Annotated in this window: 15 protein-coding genes, 2 tRNA genes and 3 rRNA genes; 2 read left to right on the forward strand and 18 right to left on the reverse strand. The window is 41.0% G+C overall.

Going from position 1 to position 21076, the window contains the following annotated elements:
- Nucleotide 1 precedes the first annotated feature (1 nt).
- From rrf to rlmD, 6 genes are all read right to left on the reverse strand, one after another.
- Nucleotides 2–117 (reverse strand): 5S ribosomal RNA (rrf, locus tag AC4ME5_RS08840).
- Between the two features lie 76 nt (nt 118–193).
- A 23S ribosomal RNA gene (locus tag AC4ME5_RS08845) occupies nt 194–3097 on the reverse strand.
- A gap of 122 nt (nt 3098–3219) precedes the next feature.
- Nucleotides 3220–3292 (reverse strand) — tRNA-Ala (locus tag AC4ME5_RS08850).
- A gap of 51 nt (nt 3293–3343) precedes the next feature.
- Nucleotides 3344–4892 (reverse strand): 16S ribosomal RNA (locus AC4ME5_RS08855).
- The 16S, 23S and 5S rRNA genes sit together here with 2 tRNA genes alongside, the layout of an rRNA operon.
- Nucleotides 4893–5125: 233 nt before the next feature.
- Nucleotides 5126–5197 (reverse strand) — tRNA-Glu (locus tag AC4ME5_RS08860).
- Nucleotides 5198–5255: 58 nt separating this feature from the next.
- Nucleotides 5256–6626 carry a 23S rRNA (uracil(1939)-C(5))-methyltransferase RlmD gene (gene rlmD / locus AC4ME5_RS08865; protein WP_491800535.1) on the reverse strand — a complete coding sequence of 457 codons (1371 nt, stop codon included), beginning with the start codon at nt 6624–6626 and terminating at the stop codon, nt 5256–5258.
- Between the two features lie 37 nt (nt 6627–6663).
- Here rlmD and recX point away from each other — a divergent pair, with 37 nt between their 5' ends.
- Nucleotides 6664–7440, forward strand: coding sequence for a recombination regulator RecX (gene recX, locus AC4ME5_RS08870; protein ID WP_000705078.1), 777 nt, complete (start codon nt 6664–6666; stop codon nt 7438–7440).
- An 88-nt stretch (nt 7441–7528) separates the two neighbouring features.
- Nucleotides 7529–8062: a nucleoside tri-diphosphate phosphatase gene (gene ntdP, locus AC4ME5_RS08875; RefSeq protein WP_000775318.1), complete on the forward strand. Its 534-nt coding sequence runs from the start codon at nt 7529–7531 to the stop codon at nt 8060–8062.
- 70 nt (nt 8063–8132) lie between these two features.
- Here ntdP and AC4ME5_RS08880 read toward each other — a convergent pair whose 3' ends face one another.
- From AC4ME5_RS08880 to AC4ME5_RS08935, 12 genes are all read right to left on the reverse strand, one after another.
- Nucleotides 8133–8900 (reverse strand): epoxyqueuosine reductase QueH, encoded by a 768-nt coding sequence (locus tag AC4ME5_RS08880; RefSeq protein ID WP_033583681.1) that lies wholly within the window; start codon nt 8898–8900, stop codon nt 8133–8135.
- A 125-nt stretch (nt 8901–9025) separates the two neighbouring features.
- The gene (groL, locus tag AC4ME5_RS08885; protein ID WP_167266715.1) at nt 9026–10648 is read right to left on the reverse strand and encodes a chaperonin GroEL; all 1623 of its coding nucleotides are present in this window, start codon (nt 10646–10648) and stop codon (nt 9026–9028) included.
- Between the two features lie 15 nt (nt 10649–10663).
- Nucleotides 10664–10948, reverse strand: a complete 285-nt coding sequence (gene groES / locus AC4ME5_RS08890; protein WP_000917326.1) for a co-chaperone GroES — start codon at nt 10946–10948, stop codon at nt 10664–10666.
- A gap of 156 nt (nt 10949–11104) precedes the next feature.
- Nucleotides 11105–11500, reverse strand: a complete 396-nt coding sequence (locus AC4ME5_RS08895) for a single-stranded DNA-binding protein (RefSeq protein WP_000282458.1) — start codon at nt 11498–11500, stop codon at nt 11105–11107.
- 77 nt (nt 11501–11577) lie between these two features.
- The gene (locus AC4ME5_RS08900) at nt 11578–12339 is read right to left on the reverse strand and encodes an SDR family NAD(P)-dependent oxidoreductase (protein WP_084939579.1); all 762 of its coding nucleotides are present in this window, start codon (nt 12337–12339) and stop codon (nt 11578–11580) included.
- A gap of 41 nt (nt 12340–12380) precedes the next feature.
- Entirely contained in the window at nt 12381–13007 is a 627-nt protein-coding gene (gene ytpR / locus AC4ME5_RS08905; protein ID WP_000578268.1) for a YtpR family tRNA-binding protein, read from the reverse strand.
- A gap of 15 nt (nt 13008–13022) precedes the next feature.
- Complete coding sequence (locus AC4ME5_RS08910) at nt 13023–13340, reverse strand: thioredoxin family protein (protein WP_033583674.1); 318 nt, start codon at nt 13338–13340, stop codon at nt 13023–13025.
- Nucleotides 13337–13636 (reverse strand): DUF4651 domain-containing protein, encoded by a 300-nt coding sequence (locus AC4ME5_RS08915; protein WP_033583672.1) that lies wholly within the window; start codon nt 13634–13636, stop codon nt 13337–13339. Before AC4ME5_RS08915 ends, AC4ME5_RS08910 begins: the two co-directional genes overlap by 4 nt.
- A 175-nt stretch (nt 13637–13811) precedes the next feature.
- Nucleotides 13812–15419, reverse strand: a complete 1608-nt coding sequence (gene pyrG, locus AC4ME5_RS08920; RefSeq protein WP_109290302.1) for a CTP synthase — start codon at nt 15417–15419, stop codon at nt 13812–13814.
- 315 nt (nt 15420–15734) lie between these two features.
- Nucleotides 15735–16325, reverse strand: coding sequence for a DNA-directed RNA polymerase subunit delta (gene rpoE, locus AC4ME5_RS08925; protein WP_000418415.1), 591 nt, complete (start codon nt 16323–16325; stop codon nt 15735–15737).
- A gap of 253 nt (nt 16326–16578) precedes the next feature.
- Complete coding sequence (locus AC4ME5_RS08930) at nt 16579–18240, reverse strand: hypothetical protein (protein WP_491800536.1); 1662 nt, start codon at nt 18238–18240, stop codon at nt 16579–16581.
- Nucleotides 18233–21052: a hypothetical protein gene (locus AC4ME5_RS08935; protein ID WP_491800537.1), complete on the reverse strand. Its 2820-nt coding sequence runs from the start codon at nt 21050–21052 to the stop codon at nt 18233–18235. Before AC4ME5_RS08935 ends, AC4ME5_RS08930 begins: the two co-directional genes overlap by 8 nt.
- Nucleotides 21053–21076 lie beyond the last annotated feature (24 nt).

Below are 21076 nucleotides of genomic sequence, written 5' to 3' on the forward strand. Positions count from 1 at the left end.
AGCTAAGCGACTTCCATATCTCACAGGGGGCAACCCCCAACTACTTCCGGCGTTCTAGGGCTTAACTGCTGTGTTCGGCATGGGTACAGGTGTATCTCCTAGGCTATCGTCACTTAACTCTGAGTAATACCTACTCAAAATTGAATATCTATCAAATAATTAGAAAACCTCACGCTTCGTATCCTCAGTTACTTTGGATAAGTCCTCGAGCTATTAGTATTAGTCCGCTACATGTGTCGCCACACTTCCACTTCTAACCTATCTACCTGATCTTCTCTCAGGGCTCTTACTGATATATAATCATGGGAAATCTCATCTTGAGGTGGGTTTCACACTTAGATGCTTTCAGCGTTTATCCCTTCCCTACATAGCTACCCAGCGATGCCTTTGGCAAGACAACTGGTACACCAGCGGTAAGTCCACTCTGGTCCTCTCGTACTAGGAGCAGATCCTCTCAAATTTCCTACGCCCGCGACGGATAGGGACCGAACTGTCTCACGACGTTCTGAACCCAGCTCGCGTGCCGCTTTAATGGGCGAACAGCCCAACCCTTGGGACCGACTACAGCCCCAGGATGCGACGAGCCGACATCGAGGTGCCAAACCTCCCCGTCGATGTGAACTCTTGGGGGAGATAAGCCTGTTATCCCCAGGGTAGCTTTTATCCGTTGAGCGATGGCCCTTCCATACGGAACCACCGGATCACTAAGCCCGACTTTCGTCCCTGCTCGAGTTGTTGCTCTCGCAGTCAAGCTCCCTTATACCTTTACACTCTGCGAATGATTTCCAACCATTCTGAGGGAACCTTTGGGCGCCTCCGTTACCTTTTAGGAGGCGACCGCCCCAGTCAAACTGCCCGTCAGACACTGTCTCCGATAGGGATAACCTATCCGGGTTAGAGTGGCCATAACACAAGGGTAGTATCCCAACAACGTCTCCTTCGAAACTGGCGTCCCGATCTCTTAGACTCCTACCTATCCTGTACATGTGGTACAGACACTCAATATCAAACTGCAGTAAAGCTCCATGGGGTCTTTCCGTCCTGTCGCGGGTAACCTGCATCTTCACAGGTACTAAAATTTCACCGAGTCTCTCGTTGAGACAGTGCCCAAATCATTACGCCTTTCGTGCGGGTCGGAACTTACCCGACAAGGAATTTCGCTACCTTAGGACCGTTATAGTTACGGCCGCCGTTTACTGGGGCTTCAATTCATACCTTCGAGTTACCTCTAAGCACTCCTCTTAACCTTCCAGCACCGGGCAGGCGTCACCCCCTATACATCATCTTACGATTTAGCAGAGAGCTGTGTTTTTGATAAACAGTTGCTTGGGCCTATTCACTGCGGCTGACGTAAAGTCAGCACCCCTTCTCCCGAAGTTACGGGGTCATTTTGCCGAGTTCCTTAACGAGAGTTCTCTCGCTCACCTGAGGCTACTCGCCTCGACTACCTGTGTCGGTTTGCGGTACGGGTAGAGTATGTTTAAACGCTAGAAGCTTTTCTTGGCAGTGTGACGTCACTAACTTCGCTACTAAACTTCGCTCCCCATCACAGCTCAATGTTACAGATATAAGCATTTGACTCATATCACACCTCACTGCTTAGACAGACTCTTCCATTCGTCTGCTTTAGTTAGCCTACTGCGTCCCTCCATCACTACATACTCTAGTACAGGAATATCAACCTGTTGTCCATCGGATACACCTTTCGGTCTCTCCTTAGGTCCCGACTAACCCAGGGCGGACGAGCCTTCCCCTGGAAACCTTAGTCTTACGGTGGACAGGATTCTCACCTGTCTTTCGCTACTCATACCGGCATTCTCACTTCTATGCGTTCCAGCGCTCCTCACGGTACACCTTCTCCACACATAGAACGCTCTCCTACCATACCTATAAAGGTATCCACAGCTTCGGTAAATTGTTTTAGCCCCGGTACATTTTCGGCGCAGGGTCACTCGACTAGTGAGCTATTACGCACTCTTTGAATGAATAGCTGCTTCTAAGCTAACATCCTAGTTGTCTGTGCAACCCCACATCCTTTTCCACTTAACAATTATTTTGGGACCTTAGCTGGTGGTCTGGGCTGTTTCCCTTTCGACTACGGATCTTAGCACTCGCAGTCTGACTGCCGACCATAATTCTTTGGCATTCGGAGTTTATCTGAGATTGGTAATCCGGGATGGACCCCTCACCCAAACAGTGCTCTACCTCCAAGAATCTCTAATGTCGACGCTAGCCCTAAAGCTATTTCGGAGAGAACCAGCTATCTCCAAGTTCGTTTGGAATTTCTCCGCTACCCACAAGTCATCCAAGCACTTTTCAACGTGCCCTGGTTCGGTCCTCCAGTGCGTCTTACCGCACCTTCAACCTGCTCATGGGTAGGTCACATGGTTTCGGGTCTACGACATGATACTAATGCGCCCTATTCAGACTCGGTTTCCCTACGGCTCCGTCTCTTCAACTTAACCTCGCATCATATCGTAACTCGCCGGTTCATTCTACAAAAGGCACGCTCTCACCCATTAACGGGCTCGAACTTGTTGTAGGCACACGGTTTCAGGTTCTATTTCACTCCCCTCCCGGGGTGCTTTTCACCTTTCCCTCACGGTACTGGTTCACTATCGGTCACTAGGGAGTATTTAGGGTTGGGAGATGGTCCTCCCAGATTCCGACGGGATTTCGCGTGTCCCGCCGTACTCAGGATACTGCTAGGTACAAAGACTATTTTAAATACGAGGCTCTTACTCTCTTTGGCTGATCTTCCCAAATCATTCTTCTATAATCTTTGAGTCCACATTGCAGTCCTACAACCCCGAAGAGTAAACTCTTCGGTTTGCCCTTCTGCCGTTTCGCTCGCCGCTACTAAGGCAATCGCTTTTGCTTTCTCTTCCTGCAGCTACTTAGATGTTTCAGTTCACTGCGTCTTCCTCCTCATATCCTTAACAGATGTGGGTAACAGGTAGTACCTGTTGGGTTCCCCCATTCGGAAATCCCTGGATCATCGCTTACTTACAGCTACCCAAGGCATATCGTCGTTTGTCACGTCCTTCTTCGGCTCCTAGTGCCAAGGCATCCACCGTGCGCCCTTATTAACTTAACCTTATTTTCTGACCTTTCAGTCATAAACTCTTTTAATACTACAGCGTTTCGGTTTATTTTCTTGTTACTATTTGATATAGATATTCAATTTTCAATGTGCATTACTTGGTGATCTCTCACCAATGGAGCCTAGCGGGATCGAACCGCTGACCTCCTGCGTGCAAAGCAGGCGCTCTCCCAGCTGAGCTAAGGCCCCACAAGACCTCTCAAGACTAAACAAGACCAATGCGCAGTTCCTTATCCTTAGAAAGGAGGTGATCCAGCCGCACCTTCCGATACGGCTACCTTGTTACGACTTCACCCCAATCATCTATCCCACCTTAGGCGGCTGGCTCCTAAAAGGTTACCTCACCGACTTCGGGTGTTACAAACTCTCGTGGTGTGACGGGCGGTGTGTACAAGGCCCGGGAACGTATTCACCGCGGCGTGCTGATCCGCGATTACTAGCGATTCCGACTTCATGTAGGCGAGTTGCAGCCTACAATCCGAACTGAGACTGGCTTTAAGAGATTAGCTTGCCGTCACCGGCTTGCGACTCGTTGTACCAGCCATTGTAGCACGTGTGTAGCCCAGGTCATAAGGGGCATGATGATTTGACGTCATCCCCACCTTCCTCCGGTTTATTACCGGCAGTCTCGCTAGAGTGCCCAACTAAATGATGGCAACTAACAATAGGGGTTGCGCTCGTTGCGGGACTTAACCCAACATCTCACGACACGAGCTGACGACAACCATGCACCACCTGTCACCTCTGTCCCGAAGGAAAACTCTATCTCTAGAGCGATCAGAGGGATGTCAAGACCTGGTAAGGTTCTTCGCGTTGCTTCGAATTAAACCACATGCTCCACCGCTTGTGCGGGCCCCCGTCAATTCCTTTGAGTTTCAACCTTGCGGTCGTACTCCCCAGGCGGAGTGCTTAATGCGTTAGCTGCGGCACTAAACCCCGGAAAGGGTCTAACACCTAGCACTCATCGTTTACGGCGTGGACTACCAGGGTATCTAATCCTGTTTGCTCCCCACGCTTTCGAGCCTCAGCGTCAGTTACAAGCCAGAGAGCCGCTTTCGCCACCGGTGTTCCTCCATATATCTACGCATTTCACCGCTACACATGGAATTCCACTCTCCCCTCTTGCACTCAAGTTAAACAGTTTCCAAAGCGTACTATGGTTAAGCCACAGCCTTTAACTTCAGACTTATCTAACCGCCTGCGCTCGCTTTACGCCCAATAAATCCGGACAACGCTCGGGACCTACGTATTACCGCGGCTGCTGGCACGTAGTTAGCCGTCCCTTTCTGGTAAGATACCGTCACAGTGTGAACTTTCCACTCTCACACTCGTTCTTCTCTTACAACAGAGCTTTACGATCCGAAAACCTTCTTCACTCACGCGGCGTTGCTCGGTCAGACTTCCGTCCATTGCCGAAGATTCCCTACTGCTGCCTCCCGTAGGAGTCTGGGCCGTGTCTCAGTCCCAGTGTGGCCGATCACCCTCTCAGGTCGGCTATGTATCGTCGCCTTGGTGAGCCGTTACCCCACCAACTAGCTAATACAACGCAGGTCCATCTGGTAGTGATGCATTTGCACCTTTCAATCGATTATCATGCGATAATCCATTTTATGCGGTATTAGCTATCGTTTCCAATAGTTATCCCCCGCTACCAGGCAGGTTACCTACGCGTTACTCACCCGTTCGCAACTCATCCGCTCGGTGCAAGCACCAAGCTTCAGCGTTCTACTTGCATGTATTAGGCACGCCGCCAGCGTTCGTCCTGAGCCAGGATCAAACTCTCATTAAAAGTTTGAGTTCTCACTCATTTCTGTCACTGACAGATTTATTGTTTTTTTCATTGTTCAGTACTACAACATTAGTTGTAGTGCCCTGCACATTGGTTCGTCTTGTTCAGTTTTCAAAGGTCTTTGTCACTCAATCTCTCTCAAGCGACAACTATATTAGTATATCACAGCTGCTAACCTATGTCAACACTTTTTTTGAAACTTTTTTACTTTTTTCGTCCCTGTGATACACTCATAGTCCGTACGGGATTCGAACCCGTGTTACCGCCGTGAAAAGGCGGTGTCTTAACCCCTTGACCAACGGACCTTGAGCTTTTCAACTCTTTCTATTATACCTACTTTTCCTACTTTGTCAAGATCTTTTTTCAGTGAAGTTGATTTTTTCTTTTCTTCACTAACTTAACAACTGCTTCTGTTCGTGCAGTGTGGGGAAACATATCAACTGACTGGATATACTGGAGATCATAGACTTTTACCAGTTTAACTAAATCTCGTGCCAAGGTCGAAACATTGCAGGATACATAGACCATTTTTTCTGGAACATAGGTCAGAATGGCATCCAACAGCTTATCATCTAAGCCTGTACGAGGAGGGTCGACTATCAGTGCATCCGCTCGGTAGCCTTCTTTATACCAGCGTGGAATAATCTCTTCTGCTGTCCCCGCTTCGTAATGGGTATTGTCAAATCCCATTTTTTGAGCATTTCGCTTAGCATCTTCTATGGCTTCTGGAATAATATCCATCCCTCTGAGACTCTTGACCTTATTTGCGAAGGCAAATCCGATTGTCCCAACACCGCAATATGCATCAATCAGATGATCCTCTTCGCTGACATCCAGAGCCTTAACTGCTTCACTATAGAGAATTTCTGTCTGCTCAGGATTAAGCTGATAAAAAGCTCGGGGCGAGAGAGAAAACTCATAGTCAAGTACTCCTTCTTGAATACTCTCTTGTCCCCAGATAATTTCCGTCTTTTCACCATAGATTTCACTTGTTTTTGCTGCATTTGTATTGACTGCAACTGTGACGACTTCTGGAAAATCCTTGACTAGGTCTTTGACTAGTTGATTCAAATTTAGCTGGCGATTCGTGACGATGATTATCTGGACTTGTCCTGTTTTTCTTGCTCGACGTACCATGATGGTGCGAACGCCGAGCGTTTTTCTCTCATCGGTGATGGGGATTTGATGGTAAGTAAGAAGTTCAGCTAGGCGATTCGCAATTGTCTGGGTTTCCTTATCTTGCACCAAGCAGTCTTTCAACTCTACGAGGTAATGAGAGTTTTGCGCATACAAACCTGCCTTGACCTGATTTTTAAATTTTCGAGTCTGGAATTGAAGCTTAGCACGGTAGTACTTTGGTTCCTGCATTCCGATAGTTGGACGGATTTCATAGTTTTCATATCCTGCAGGAGCAAATTTTTTCAGGGCTTGATGGAGCAGATCCGTTTTAAACTCTAACTGTTTATCATAGTGGAGGTGCATGATTTGGCAACCACCACATTCATTATAAATGGTACAAGCTGGCACGACTCGAAATTTAGACTTCTTATTAACCTTTAGCAATTTAGCTTCGACAAAGTTACGTTTAATAGAAGTAATCTGACAATAGATATCTTCTCCTTTGAGGGCGCCAGGCACAAAAACGAGGGTTTTCTGGTAGAAACCGATTCCCTCACCATTGATACCCATCCGCTTGATTTTTAAAGGTATTTTTTGTTTGACTTTCAGATTCATACCCCTATCTTATCACATTTTAAGGTATAATAGAACTATGAAAATCACAAAACTTGAAAAGAAAAAACGCCTCTACCTGATGGAGCTAGATCATCAGCAAACCTCTTATATCACGGAAGATACTATTGTCCGTTTTATGCTGTCTCGAGATAAGGTCATTAGCAAAGAGGAACTGACCAAGATACAGGGCTTTGCTCAGTTTTCTTATGGTAAGAACCTCGCTCTCTACCATTTATCCTTCAAGGCTCGTACTGAAAAGGAAGTGAGAGAGTATCTGAAAAAGTATGATATTGATGAAACAATCACTAGTCAGGTTATCGCTAACCTTAAAGAAGACAACTGGATAAATGATCGTCAGTATGTCTACTCTATTATCAACGCAAATCAACTTTCTGGAGATAAGGGACCTTATGTGCTAGCTCAAAAACTGTCTCAAAAAGGGATTGTCAAATCAACGATTGAAGAGGTTTTAAAGGATTTTGATTTTTCAGAGGTTGCTCAACGTGTGGCGGAGAAACTTCTTAAAAAATACATGGGAAAGCTTCCCGCTCGTGCCTTGCAGGATAAGATCATTCAAAGCTTGACGAACAAAGGCTTCTCCTATTCTGATGCTAAAAATGCTTTTGATGACTTGGATAGTCAAGTCGGCCAAGAAACGACTCAAGAACTCATTTTTAAAGAGCTAGACAAACAATATGCTAAGTATGCTCGAAAGTATGAAGGATACGAACTTAAACAGCGTTTAACCCAAGTTTTAGCCCGAAAAGGCTATGATTTTTCGGATATAGCCAGCGCTCTCAGAGAATATCTTTAACATTTTCGTGTAAAATTCAAAAAAAATAGACCGATTTATGATATAATAGTAAACGATAAACTTATAAATTGTAGAAAGTTGGTTAGTTATGAAACTTCCAAAAGAAGGCGACTTTATTACAATTCAAAGTTATAAGCATGATGGGAGTCTTCACCGTACTTGGCGAGACACCATGGTACTAAAAACAACAGAGAACGCCATTATCGGCGTCAACGACCACACACTAGTTACCGAAAGTGACGGTCGTCGTTGGGTGACTCGAGAACCGGCTATTGTTTACTTTCACAAAAAATATTGGTTTAATATCATTGCTATGATTCGCGATAATGGGATTTCCTACTATTGCAATATGGCTAGTCCCTACTATCTAGATGAGGAAGCCCTGAAATACATTGACTATGATTTGGATGTCAAGGTCTTCACTGATGGTGAAAAGCGTCTCTTGGACGTTGAAGAGTATGAGCGCCATAAACGCAAAATGAAGTATTCTGATGATTTAGACTATATTTTGAAAGAGCATGTTAAAATCCTTGTTGATTGGATCAACAATGGACGCGGTCCTTTCTCAGAGGCCTATGTCAACATTTGGTACAAACGCTACATAGAACTAAAGAATCGGTAAAGTTGTCAAGCCGGGGTGAGAGCCCTGGTTTTTTTATTTGAAAAACCCAGCTTTTCGACTGGGTTGATTTCTATATATCTAATTTAGTCACAGTAAACTTGATGTGGGAATAGTCTTTTTCAACATCCTTATCCAACAAGAAAGCCGTGGCATCCTTCTTAACCTGAACAAGGTCAATGTTCTGAGCTTGAGCCGCATAGACGCATCCACAATAACATTGACGATAGATATCATACTCCTCGCACATCTCCACCGAGCGCTTATAGCCTTGATTTTTCTTGAAATCACTTGGAAGATAGTGGGTGGTATAAATCTTTTGCACATCGATTCCGATGCTGTTGATGGTTTGAGAGTTCTTATGGGGACTGATGGTCAAAGCTGAACCAAAGTAGTCAAAGCCCAAGTCCATAGCTACCTGTGCTGTTTTATCCAAACGGTAATCAAAACAAACCTTGCAACGATCGCCACCTTCGGGTTCTTCTTCCAGTCCTCTGACTAACTTCCGGTATTCATTGGGTTCATAAGGCGCTTCTAAATAGTGGACCGTATTTCCTGTCCTCTCATTGAAATCACTGACAAATTTCTTGGTGACGTAAGCTCGCTTGTGGTATTCTGCCTTGGGATGGATATTGGAATTGGCAAAATAGATAGTCACATCAGCGTATTTTGTCAGGTATTCTAGGGTGTAGGTACTACAAGGAGCACAGCAAACATGCATGAGAATAGTGGGACGTTCCTCATTTTTTTCCCAAACCTGAACCATTTTCTGCATGACACGGTCATAATTAATCTTCTGATTGGGATTCATCTTGCTCAGAATTTCTTCTACATCGATCATGTTCTTCTCCTTTTTCTAGTCTTATTTTATCATATAAGTTAGGAGAGCTCAATCCAATTTAGAAGTGATTATCATAAAAAGAAGGGATATGTATTCCCTTCTTTTGTGTTTTTTATAAGTTACTTTTACATCATCCCGCCCATCATGCTTGGATCCATTGTTGGAGCTGGGGCTGCTGGTTCCGGTTTATTGGCTACGACTGCTTCTGTTGTCAAAATCAAGCTGGCTACAGAGGCTGCATTTTGAAGGGCTGAACGGCTCACTTTAACTGGGTCGATGATTCCTTCTTCAATCATGTTGACCCATTCGCCAGTTGCTGCGTTGAAGCCTGTACCAACTTCAGCATTTTTCAAACGGTCAATAACAATAGAACCTTCGAATCCTGCATTGTGGGCAATTTGACGAACAGGTTCTTCCAAGGCACGGAGAACAATATTACGTCCTGTTGCTTCATCTCCTGTCAATTCCAAATCAGCTACGGCTGGGATGACATTTACAAGAGCTGTTCCACCACCTGCAACGATTCCTTCTTCCACAGCTGCACGAGTAGCGTTGAGGGCATCTTCAATGCGGAGTTTCATTTCTTTCAACTCAGTTTCAGTTGCAGCTCCGACCTTGATGACTGCGACACCACCTGACAATTTTGCCAAGCGTTCTTGCAATTTTTCACGGTCAAATTCAGAAGTTGTAGTTTCAATTTGAGACTTGATAATCGCAACACGGTGAGAAATAGCTTCAGGATTTCCAGCACCTTCTACGATAACCGTGCTATCTTTGTCCACAGTTACTCTCGCTGCTTGACCTAGCGCCTCAATAGTAGCGTCTTTCAACTCAAGACCAAGATCTTCTGTGATGACTGTTCCACCTGTCAAGATAGCGATGTCTTCTAACATAGCCTTACGGCGGTCACCAAATCCAGGAGCCTTGACAGCTACGACATTGAAGGTTCCGCGAATCTTGTTCAATACAAGAGTCGGAAGAGCTTCGCCATCTACATCATCCGCAATAATCAAGAGTGGACGATTGCTTTGAAGAATGCTTTCTAGAAGTGGCAAGATTTCTTGGATATTTGAAATCTTCTTATCAGTAATCAAAATGTATGGATTTTCAAGATCAGCCACCATTTTTTCGCTATCTGTCACCATGTACTGCGATAGGTAACCGCGGTCGAACTGCATTCCTTCAACAACTTCAAGTTCTGTTTCCATACCACGTGATTCTTCAATAGTGATGACACCATCTTTACCAACTTTTTCCATGGCTTCAGAAATGTATTCACCGACTTTCTCAGAACGAGAAGATACGGCAGCAACCTGAGCGATGGCTTCTTTATTAGCAACTGGAATGGCATTGTTTTTCAAGGCTTCTACAGCTGCGGCAACTGCTGCTTCAATCCCACGACGAATGCCGATTGGATTAGCACCTGCTGTGACGTTTTTGATTCCTTCGCGGACGATTGCTTGAGTCAAAACAGTTGCAGTTGTTGTTCCGTCACCTGCAATATCATTTGTTTTTGAAGCTACTTCTGATACCAATTTGGCACCCATATTTTCAAAATGGTCTTCTAATTCAATTTCTTTGGCAATAGTAACACCGTCATTGGTAATCAATGGTGAGCCAAATGATTTTTCAAGAACGACATTACGACCCTTTGGTCCTAAGGTTACTTTAACTGTGTCCGCTAGGATATCGACACCACGGACCATCGCTGAACGAGCATCAGATGAAAATTTAATTTCTTTTGACATACTTACTTTCTCCTTCTATTCTTCAATGATTGCCAAGATGTTGGCTTCGCCTACGATAATGTACTTTTCATCGCCATCTTTGACATCAATACCTGCATGAGCTTCAACTAAGACACGGTCCCCAGGCTTAACGCTTGGAGCAACCAAGTCACCATTCAAGGTACGAACACCTTGTCCAGTAGCTACAACTTGGGCTGTTTTTGTTTTTTCTTGGGCTGAGCCTGCAAGGACAAAGCCTCCAACAGTTTGTTCTTTTTCTTCGATTTTCAAGACCACACGGTCTCCTAATGGTTTCAACATCTGTTTTCCTCCATGATGAACTACATATTATTAGCACTCTTTGTAACCGAGTGCTAATTCATAGTTCTATTGTATCACTTGGTCAGAAATAGTCAAGAAAAAAGTCTGACTTTCTCAATATAAAAAAGCCTGAGACCAACTCAGACTTTTCAATGCTTAAAATGGCAATTCTTCCTCTTCCAAAACCAAGTCTGCCAAATCCTGTCCTGCGTTATTTTCACGCAAAGCACGTTGGGCGCGGCTTTCCAAAAGTTGGAATCCTGTGGCAAGGACTTCAGTCACATAGTTCATCTGGCCATTTTTCTCAAAGCGACGAGTACGAAGTTCTCCATCCACAGAGATAAGACTACCTTTAGTTGCGTAGCTTGCCAAGGTTTCAGCCAATTTTCCCCAAAGAACCAGATTGACAAAGTCAGCCTCACGTTCACCGTTTTGGTCTTTGTAACGACGATTCACAGCGATAGTTGCTCGCGCTACTGACTTGTCATTGTTGGTTTTGTGCAATTCTGGTGTAGACGTCAAGCGCCCGATCATGATAACTTTATTATACATATTTTCTTCCTCCTACTTATCTATTCGCAAGGAATCAAAAAAAGTTACAAAAATTTATAACTTTTCGAGAAAATTTTTTATTTTTTATGAACCATGAAACCTGTAGCTTGTTGATTGGCCATAATGGTCATATCTGTAATCTGCACACGACGAGGCTGACTGGTCACATAGACCACTGTATCTGCGATGTCTTGTGCCTGCAGGGCCTCAATTCCCTGATAGACGGTTGCAGCACGCTCTTTGTCACCGTGGAAACGTACCGCAGAAAAATCTGTTTCGACAATTCCAGGCTGAATGGTGGTCACCTTGATATCCGTTGCGATGGTATCAATTCGCAGTCCATCTGAAAAAGTCTTAACTGCCGCCTTGGTGGCTGAGTAAACAGCTGCACCCGCATAGGCATAAATTCCTGCGGTCGATCCCATGTTGATAATATGACCCTGATTGGCTTTTACCATTGCTGGCAAGAAACAGCGAGTAACTGCCATCAAACCCTTGACATTGGTATCCAACATGGTCAGCATATCCAACTCTTCATAGTCTTGATAGGGAGCCAAGCCAAGAGCTAGTCCAGCGTTATTGACCAAGATATCAATCTGCCCTATCGTTTCCAAAATATCGGAGCAGACAGTCTTGACCATGGTCATATCCGTCACATCCAGTGGAAAGGTCCAAACTGTTTGATTTGGAAAAGTTTCTGCAAACTCTGACTTGAGGGCCTCTAATCTGTCTGTCCGTCGCCCTGTTAGAACGACATTCTCCCCCTGCTCTAGATAAGCACGCGCAATCGCTTCACCGATTCCTGAGGTCGCTCCTGTAATCACTACATTTTTCGCCATCTTATCCCCCTCTATCTGGTGTATCAAATATTAACAATTTCCTAGGCCATCCAGTGTTTAGCTGGGTCAAATGGAGTTCCAACAACTTGGTCTTCTGATAATTCAATAACCCCACGTTTTTGCGGAGCATTTGGCAAATGCAATTCACGAGGGCTGCACATCATGCCAAAACTCTTTTCGCCGCGAAGTTCGCCTGGGAAAATGAGATTGCCTTTTGGCATCATAGCTCCAGGAAGAGCTACAATGGTTTTCAACCCAACACGCGCATTGGGAGCCCCTGCAACGATTTGCACTGTCTTATCACTTGCAACGGCCACTTGGCAGATGTTGAGGTGGTCACTATCTGGGTGAGCTACCATCTCGACAATTTCACCAACAACAAACTTAGGTTCCTTGTCATTGACAATTTCTTCCTCAAAACCTTCCGCCTGCAACTCTTGGTTTAAACGAGCGACTTGCTCATCTGTTAAAAAGACTTGACCACGCTCTGCAATTTCAAACAAACTTGAAACTTCGAAAATATTCCAAGCTACTGTTTCCCCATTATCTTTGAGAAAAACACGGGCTACCTTGCCTTTACGCTCCACGTCCAGTTTGGCATCTCCGCTGTTTTTCGCGATGATCATAAGGACATCGCCGACATGCTCTTTGTTATATGTAAAAATCATTCTTTCCTTTTTCTCCTATTTCAGTCCTGCTAAAAAGTCGTTAATTTGTTGCTTGCTTTTACGGTCACGATTGACAAATCGGCCGATTTCCTTGTCCTTTTCTAGCACAACAAGACTAGGAATGCCGTACACATCCCAGAGTTTGGCCAGATCCAGATACTGGTCTCGGTCCACTCGAATAAAGGTGAACTCTGGATTGGTTTCCTCAATCTCTGGCAAGGCTGGATAGATATAACGACAATCGCCACACCAGTCCGCCACAAAAAGGAAGACCTTCTTGCCATCTTGCTCTACAAAACCTGCTAGTTCTTCTATACTATTGGGAGTAATCATAAGACTTCCTCCTCATAGACCAGGTCTTCATTTTCATAGACAAAGGTATAGTGACGACCATCCTCGAAAACGACTCCTCCGACAAGTCGCTCTAGGCTACTCTCGTAGACTTGAACATAGAGAGTCGCAATCTCACCCATATCTGAGAAAAGTTCGCGCACGATAGCGGTCAACTCTTCCTGAGTCTTCATGAGCTTGTGATTATCTGCTGCTTTTTTAGCCCCCAAAGCAAGGGCACTTAGACCAGCCACAGTCAAGCCAGTCATCCATAATTTCTTAGCTTTCATACCATTCATTGTAACACAAAAAGGGCTCTAGGACAAATAGGGAAGCCGTATACGAGCAAGGAAAATCTCATCCATTACTGTAGAAAGAAAACTTCTGATTCTTTTCGCCAAGCGCCTGAGTTAACAAGAATTTCCTGAATGGATTAAAAAATCTCTGAGATTGCTCTCAGAGATTAGAAGATAACTAGTTACTATTTTCAACTGCTGCAGTGACAAATGCGGTGTAGAGTTCTTCTGGGCGGTTTGGACGGCTGGAAAGTTCAGGGTGATACTGACAAGCCACAAAGAATTTATTTTCAGGAATCTCAACGATTTCTACCAAACGATTGTCTGGAGAAACTCCTGAAAAGACAAAACCTGCTGCCTCAAACTGTTCACGAAAGGCGTTGTTAAACTCATAACGGTGACGGTGACGGCGTTGCACCACTTCTTGATTGTGATAAGCAGTCGCTGCCTTAGAACCACGTTTCAACTTAGATGGATAAAGTCCTAAGCGAAGGGTTCCACCCATATCTTCAACATCAACCTGGTCACGCATGATATCAATAATAGGGTATTTTGTTTCTGGCGCAAGCTCTGCAGAATTGGCCCCTTCAAGACCTAAAACGTTACGAGCAAACTCGATACAAGTCAACTGCATTCCCAAGCAGACACCCAACATTGGGACATCATTCTCACGCGCATAGCGGATGGCTTGGATTTTCCCTTCCGTACCACGTTGACCGAAACCACCTGGCACAATGATTCCGTCCGCATCAGACAAGAGCTCTGCTACATTCTCTGCTGTCACATCATTGGCATTGATCCAATTAATCTTCACTTCTGCGTCGTTGGCATACCCCGAGTGTTTCAAGGCTTCGACCACTGAGATGTAGGCATCTTGCAACTCCACATACTTACCGACAAGAGAAATCTTGACTTGTTTCTTCAGGTTCATGACCTTATCCACCATGGCTGACCACTCTGTCATATCCGCTGCTGGTGCATCTAGTTTCAAATGGTCACAAACAATTTGGTCCATGCCTTGAGCCTGCAAGTTCAATGGAATTTGGTAAAGGTGTTCAACATCCAAAGACTCGATAACAGCTTCTGGTGCCACATCACAGAACTGAGCTAGTTTGTTTTTAATGCCTTGACCAGCTGGTTTCTCCGTACGAATAACCAACATATTTGGCTGGATTCCCAAACCGCGCAATTCTTTTACAGAATGCTGAGTAGGCTTGGTCTTCATCTCACCAGCAGCCTTGAGATAAGGAAGTAAGGTTGTATGGATGTACATGACGTTATCTGCACCCACATCTGCCTTCATCTGACGAAGGGCCTCTAAAAATGGCAAGGACTCGATATCCCCAACTGTTCCACCAACCTCTGTGATAATAACATCAGAGTCAGTCGTTACAGCAGCACGCTTGATTTTTTCTTTCAAAGCATCTGTGATATGAGGAATAACCTGAACAGTTGCCCCAAGGTACTCGCCACGTCGTTCCTTACGAAGAACTTCACTGTAAATTTTACCAGTTGTCACGTTGGAATATTTGTTGAGATTGATATCGATGAAACGTTCATAGTGACCCAAGTCCAAATCTGTCTCAGCTCCGTCATCTGTCACAAAGACTTCCCCGTGCTGGTAAGGACTCATAGTTCCCGGATCGATATTGATATAAGGGTCAAATTTTTGAATGGTTACTTTGAGACCACGATTTTTCAAGAGACGGCCCAGACTTGCTGCGACAATCCCTTTCCCAATAGACGACACCACACCACCAGTTACAAAAATATATTTCGTAGACATAGATTCCTCTTTCTAAAATGCTCAAGGCCTTGTTAACTACGAGGGGAGATCGAAAACAAGACCCTTATGGATATCGACTTTTCAAGAAAACTTCCTGAAAAACAAAAATAGCTCCCTAGTAACTAGGGAGCCCCGACCTCTAAAAGAGGTGCCCGAACAATATGATACCTTAAAGAAGAACATTTGTCAACCCGAATTGGTAAAAGATAAAAAAAGAAGATTGTTTTCAGCAAACCAACTAAAAATCCGAATTCAAACGGACAACACGCTCAAAGAACAAAAAAGGAGATCAGGCGATCTCCTCTGTGAAGTCTTTTACTCTTCTTCACTCGTTTCAGCGTCATCGTCAGAAAACTCGTCATCTTCTTCGTTAAGATCCACATCTTCACCCAAGTCATCAGGAGCGATTTCGTTGATTTCTGCATCGTAAGCTTCCACTTCATTTTTCTCATCATCTGGATTTTCATCATCATATGAAAGAGCTGGATCGGCTTCGTATGCATCTTCGTCTTCTGGATCATCCGCATTGTAGTCAATGGCATCTGAATCACCATCCATAAAGGCATTGACACGTTTTTTCTTAGCTTTTGGAGCTACTTCATCGTCGTCACTTTCTTCAAGAGCGATGATTTCTTCGTCGATTTCGTCTACACCATACCATGAACGAAGGCCCCATTTGTTGTCTCCTAGTGAGATGAAGCTACCGTCAAAGTTCAACTCTGTGTAGAACAAAGGCAAGGCTTCACGGATATCGCTGTTTGATGTTCCAAGGTAGTTTTGAATTTCGTTTACAAGATCACTAAAATGCATCTCATGATCGCGACCACGAAGTTCCAAGATAGCACGCGCCACCTCAATCATAGATAGTTCACTTTTTTCTTGCCCAGCAAATACTTCTAATTCCAAAGCGTTTCTCCTCATTTTTACTACTATCGCCAGAGCGAACAGACTCTGACCTCATTTTATCATGTACTCTTTATTGTACGATAATTTTGCGGAATAGTCAAAGGTTAAGGGAGAGAAATCTATATCTTTTACTTTAGCTTTTATATGCCAAAAGACTAACTCTTGAAAAGAATAAATTACATTATGTTTATCTAATTCTTTCTAAGATTCATAATAATTCAATCTCTTACAATCAGTTTCTTATAAAATTTTGTTATTTATTCATTAATTCTTCAATCAGAGTTCGTGAGCTACCAAACTCATTTTCAAACATTTGATCAATAATATCTAAACACCTATCAGCAATATCGTCCCCCATATGTTTATCGTAAAGTTGCATCATCAATCTAGAAAGATATTCTTCTATTCGTCTATAATAATATGGTTCTAATTTCAATTTATTAGTTTTACTCACAATATTGCATACTGTTTCAAAAATGATGTTTTCATATTCTGAAATTGATTCTTGTTTTTCAAGAGATTCTAAAAAATAATAATATAATTTATCTCTATATTCAGAAGTTAGTAGATTAAATATTAAATCCTTATCTTCTTTAATATCTAATAAATCATCCCTGAATAGTTGTGGTAAAATTTTTTCTAAATTTGTAACATTCTTACCTAAATAATTCAGTACAATCTTCTTTGATTTGTCTTCATGGTTCTTTATCTTTAAATAATTAATAGCCATCTGACAAATACCTTCTACTTGAAATCCACTTCCACTATATACAGTTGATTCCATATCTCCTCTATTTAAGTAAATTTCTGTAATCAGACATGAAGCATTTTTTACAAGTAATATATCTTTTGAATCAAAAGCTAACTGCAATAGACATTGAATTTGTTCTTTCTCATCTTCGTATAGTCTATACAAAATGTAGTTACTATGCCAATGAGCTAACATCTTTTCATCCGTAAAAATCCCTCTAAATAACTCTCTAGCAAAATCCTTATCTAAATCCAAAATTATATACAGAAGAAAAATAGCATTTAAGCGTATGTAATCAGTCTTATCATTAGCAAGTGAAATGATAGTATTTTTGAAGTACGAAATGTTTGTTGGTGAATTTTCTATTAGTTTTGTTAAAGCATGTATTCCATGACCTCTTAAAGTTGAGTATGACTGTTGTAAATAATTTTCCATAGTTTGATTCTCGTTAAATTTATCAAGAGCATCTAAATCAGTTTTCTTAAGATAATAATTAAGCCTTTCCAAAACTTTCTCGGACCATTCTATGTTTGCGTGTTTCTCTATGACTCGGAAAAAATAATAAAGATTCTCCCAATTATTTTCATTTACAAAATTTAATAATATGAATTCAAGATCACTTAAAACAGTATCTGGAATTTTTTCTAAGTCTACAATCCCACCCAGTAGACCATCTATATAATGTTCATTGATTTTATGATTAGACGATAAGTTTAAAAATAAAGAAACGTACTCTTTAGGATTTTTAGAAACAGTACTTCTAAAATCAGTAGCCAATTCTCTAGGAGAAGACTCAATTAATATTTTTCTCTTACTATCCCATCTACATTTTGTCTCACCTTTTGGGCTGATAAGAATATTTCTCCAAGATTTAGCAGAAATATTCTTTCCTTGTAGCGGAGAAACTACACTTCCACAATGTGAGTCATAAAAAGAATCAGAAAAACTATTAGATCGTTCTAATACCTTTAGTAATTCGATAGCTTCTTTACTCATTCTTTTTTTCGGTAAAACTGATAGCAATCTATACTGTAAATCTCCCCAAAATGGCCAATAAACCCTATAATCATTTTGAGATTTATTTGTTTCAATTCTCCTTGCTAGTCTTTGTTTAGCCTTAGGTGAAACATAATGAATAATTTGTTCTTCAAGTTTATTATACATTTCTAACGAACATCTCTGTGAAACTTTTGAAATCAACCGTTTGGCTAAAAAAAAATTTGCTTGAATGGCCTTGAGATTTTTCAAAGAGTGTTTTATCAAAATCAGCCAGTAAATATTCAACACAAGTATTAAAATAGTTCGTAGGCAAGTGATACATTGAATCTAAAATAACTTCATTGTAGAGATAATCACCATTTCCCATATAATTACTATAAATTTCAAAAAAAATCTCAGGATGTTTCGAAACTAAACATTTATTTGCTTCATTTAATAAATGAAGGTAATATCTTTGTAAGCTATCGCGTTCTTTCAGGGTTGGATTGTATTTAGTAGAATTATTCTCGGAATACTTTTTAAGATAAGGCAATAATATTTTGACGATTTGTATACAATTTTTATCTATGTAATTATGGGAATCTTCGTCGAATTCCTTTGATTCACTATAAAATCTATTACTATTATCAGAGTCTTGAAATTTGTCAAGAAATAAACATATAATCTTAATTGTATATGCGTTTATATTTTTATAGAAGTCGTCCAACAAATCTGGTTCTTTTAGATAAGATTTCCAATAATGCAATCTTACCTTAAAAAATTCTTCTGAATCATTATGATAATCACTAAAGAAACAGCTCCGCCACTCATTTTTATTATTAGAATTTGCTATTGATAATTTGATAAATTTAATACTTTCAGTTGTGTAATTTGGAGAGATACTACTTAATAAATTAATTACTAATATTCTATTCTCATCAAACCACTTTTTAAAAATACCCTCTTCCACTAAAAAATTCACATATAATTGATGACTACTAATTACCGTTTGACACAAATGATTTCTATACTCTGTTTCCTGAATCAGCTCTGCTATATAATTTAAAATCTTTTTAGATGGTTCTTGAATACTTCCTAAGATTTCAAAAAAAACATATTTGAAATTAAACCTGACATTATCACTCTTTATTAATCTAGTTCCAAAATTTAAAAAATCTTTTTCTGATTCCTCTAATAATGATTGAAGAAAAATCTGAAATTGATAACGTCTTGTTGGATTCTGTTGTGTTTTATTTCCAAGAATGTCGTTTACATCAGAATTAGTATAGTAATCGAGAATCATTCGCTCTGCAACAAAACAGTCTAGGAATGACTGATGAACAAAAGAAACTTTGTTGGAATGTTCTGTTAACATCCCTTGACTAGTTAGATAACGCAAAGCCCTCTCATTACCCAGTAGTCTTCTCTTGCTAAATACAGTTTCACCTGTATCCGTAAATAGTTTTACAAATTTTTCTTTTAAATCACTCAGATTATCTTCAATGAGGCTAGCATCGTGACACTTCTCTGATAAATCTCTCCACCATTTATCTACTAGATTATATGTACTTGTTATTTGATAGTACTCCTCTTTATTATTAATTTGTTCCCATATGTAGAGATTGCTAGGAGTTCTTAGTAACTGTTTTAATTTATTTGGAAAGCTATGGTATTTACTTCCTAAAATTTCCTCAACCTCATTTTCCAATAATTCATTAACTTCAACTTTATGCCAAGATTCAGTATCATCTTTCGATTTATTTTCAAATAACGCCTTAATTCCGTTATCATTTTCTAAATCATAAGTTCTGCAAACAAAAATAATTGAGATTTTATTTTCTCTTTCCGAATTAAGGTTCCGTATCTCTCGAATCAACTCCAAACAAGTCGCAAGTGAACTTTTAGAATTTCTTGCTGTCCATCTTAATGCATCTAGTTGATCTAATATGAGAACAGTATTATCCTCTTTAGAAAAAGCGTTCAAACAATAACTTATGCTAGCAGGAAATCCTAACTTCTCCCCCCATTCTTGTGCTGTACCCTCAGGAATATAACAATCTAGTTTTAAATCTAAGTGTAAAATATTACTTTTATTACACCAATCAATAATATTTTCTGTTAAACCACTTTTACCATTCCCAGCTTTCCCGTGAATGATAATTGATTTTCCTTCTTGAATATATTTCTTACATTCATCAAATTGTTTGCGAATTTTTAGACCGGAATCCAATGTTTTAAAGCTGTTTTTATACTCATCATTTAAAATATTTATTCTAGGTATTATCCTATCATCACGTGCTAAATTTCTGAATTCAATTTTCTCATTTTTAATAAATTTCTCCAAATCCTGAAATGAAAGCCATCTTCCATAAATTTCACCTTGTAAAATTAGATTAATGAATTTTGACTTTATGCTAGCAGCATCACCAATAAAATATTGACTAATCATATCTTTTATAAATTCTTCATTTTCTGGAGATGGATCTTGTCTAATCACCGTTCTACTTAAAAAATTTATAATTTTTGGAATATCTTTTTCCTTAGAAAATCCCAAATTATTAACATAGTTATCAAATAAGTTTTTAATCTCTGAAGATGTATTAACTTGATAATCAATAAAAGACTGAGCATTATCATTAGTCTTAGCTCTATAAATTAAATCAGAAAAGTTTGTAAACGGAAGTGGACTAACTAATGAAACTTTAGTTGTCAAGTCTCTGCTTAGATGCAATTTCCAATATTTCAAAATTCCACGACTATTTAAATCTGATAAAGTCCAATAATCTTTACTAGCATTTCTTCCTTTACATTGTTGAGCTTCTGTTATTCCGTTAGAGTATCTAACCCAAACGTCCACCCCCACTTCTTCTTCACCTATAGCTTCAACTTTAATAGCATCTATTTTTTCGGAAATAATATCAATAAATTTTAAAACAATCCAGTTGAACTCATATTTATTACCTAATTTATCTGCTCTTCCACCTGATTCATAAGGCATATCTGTACCTCTTTTGGATAATTT

The organism is Streptococcus sp. A69, assembly GCF_058556195.1.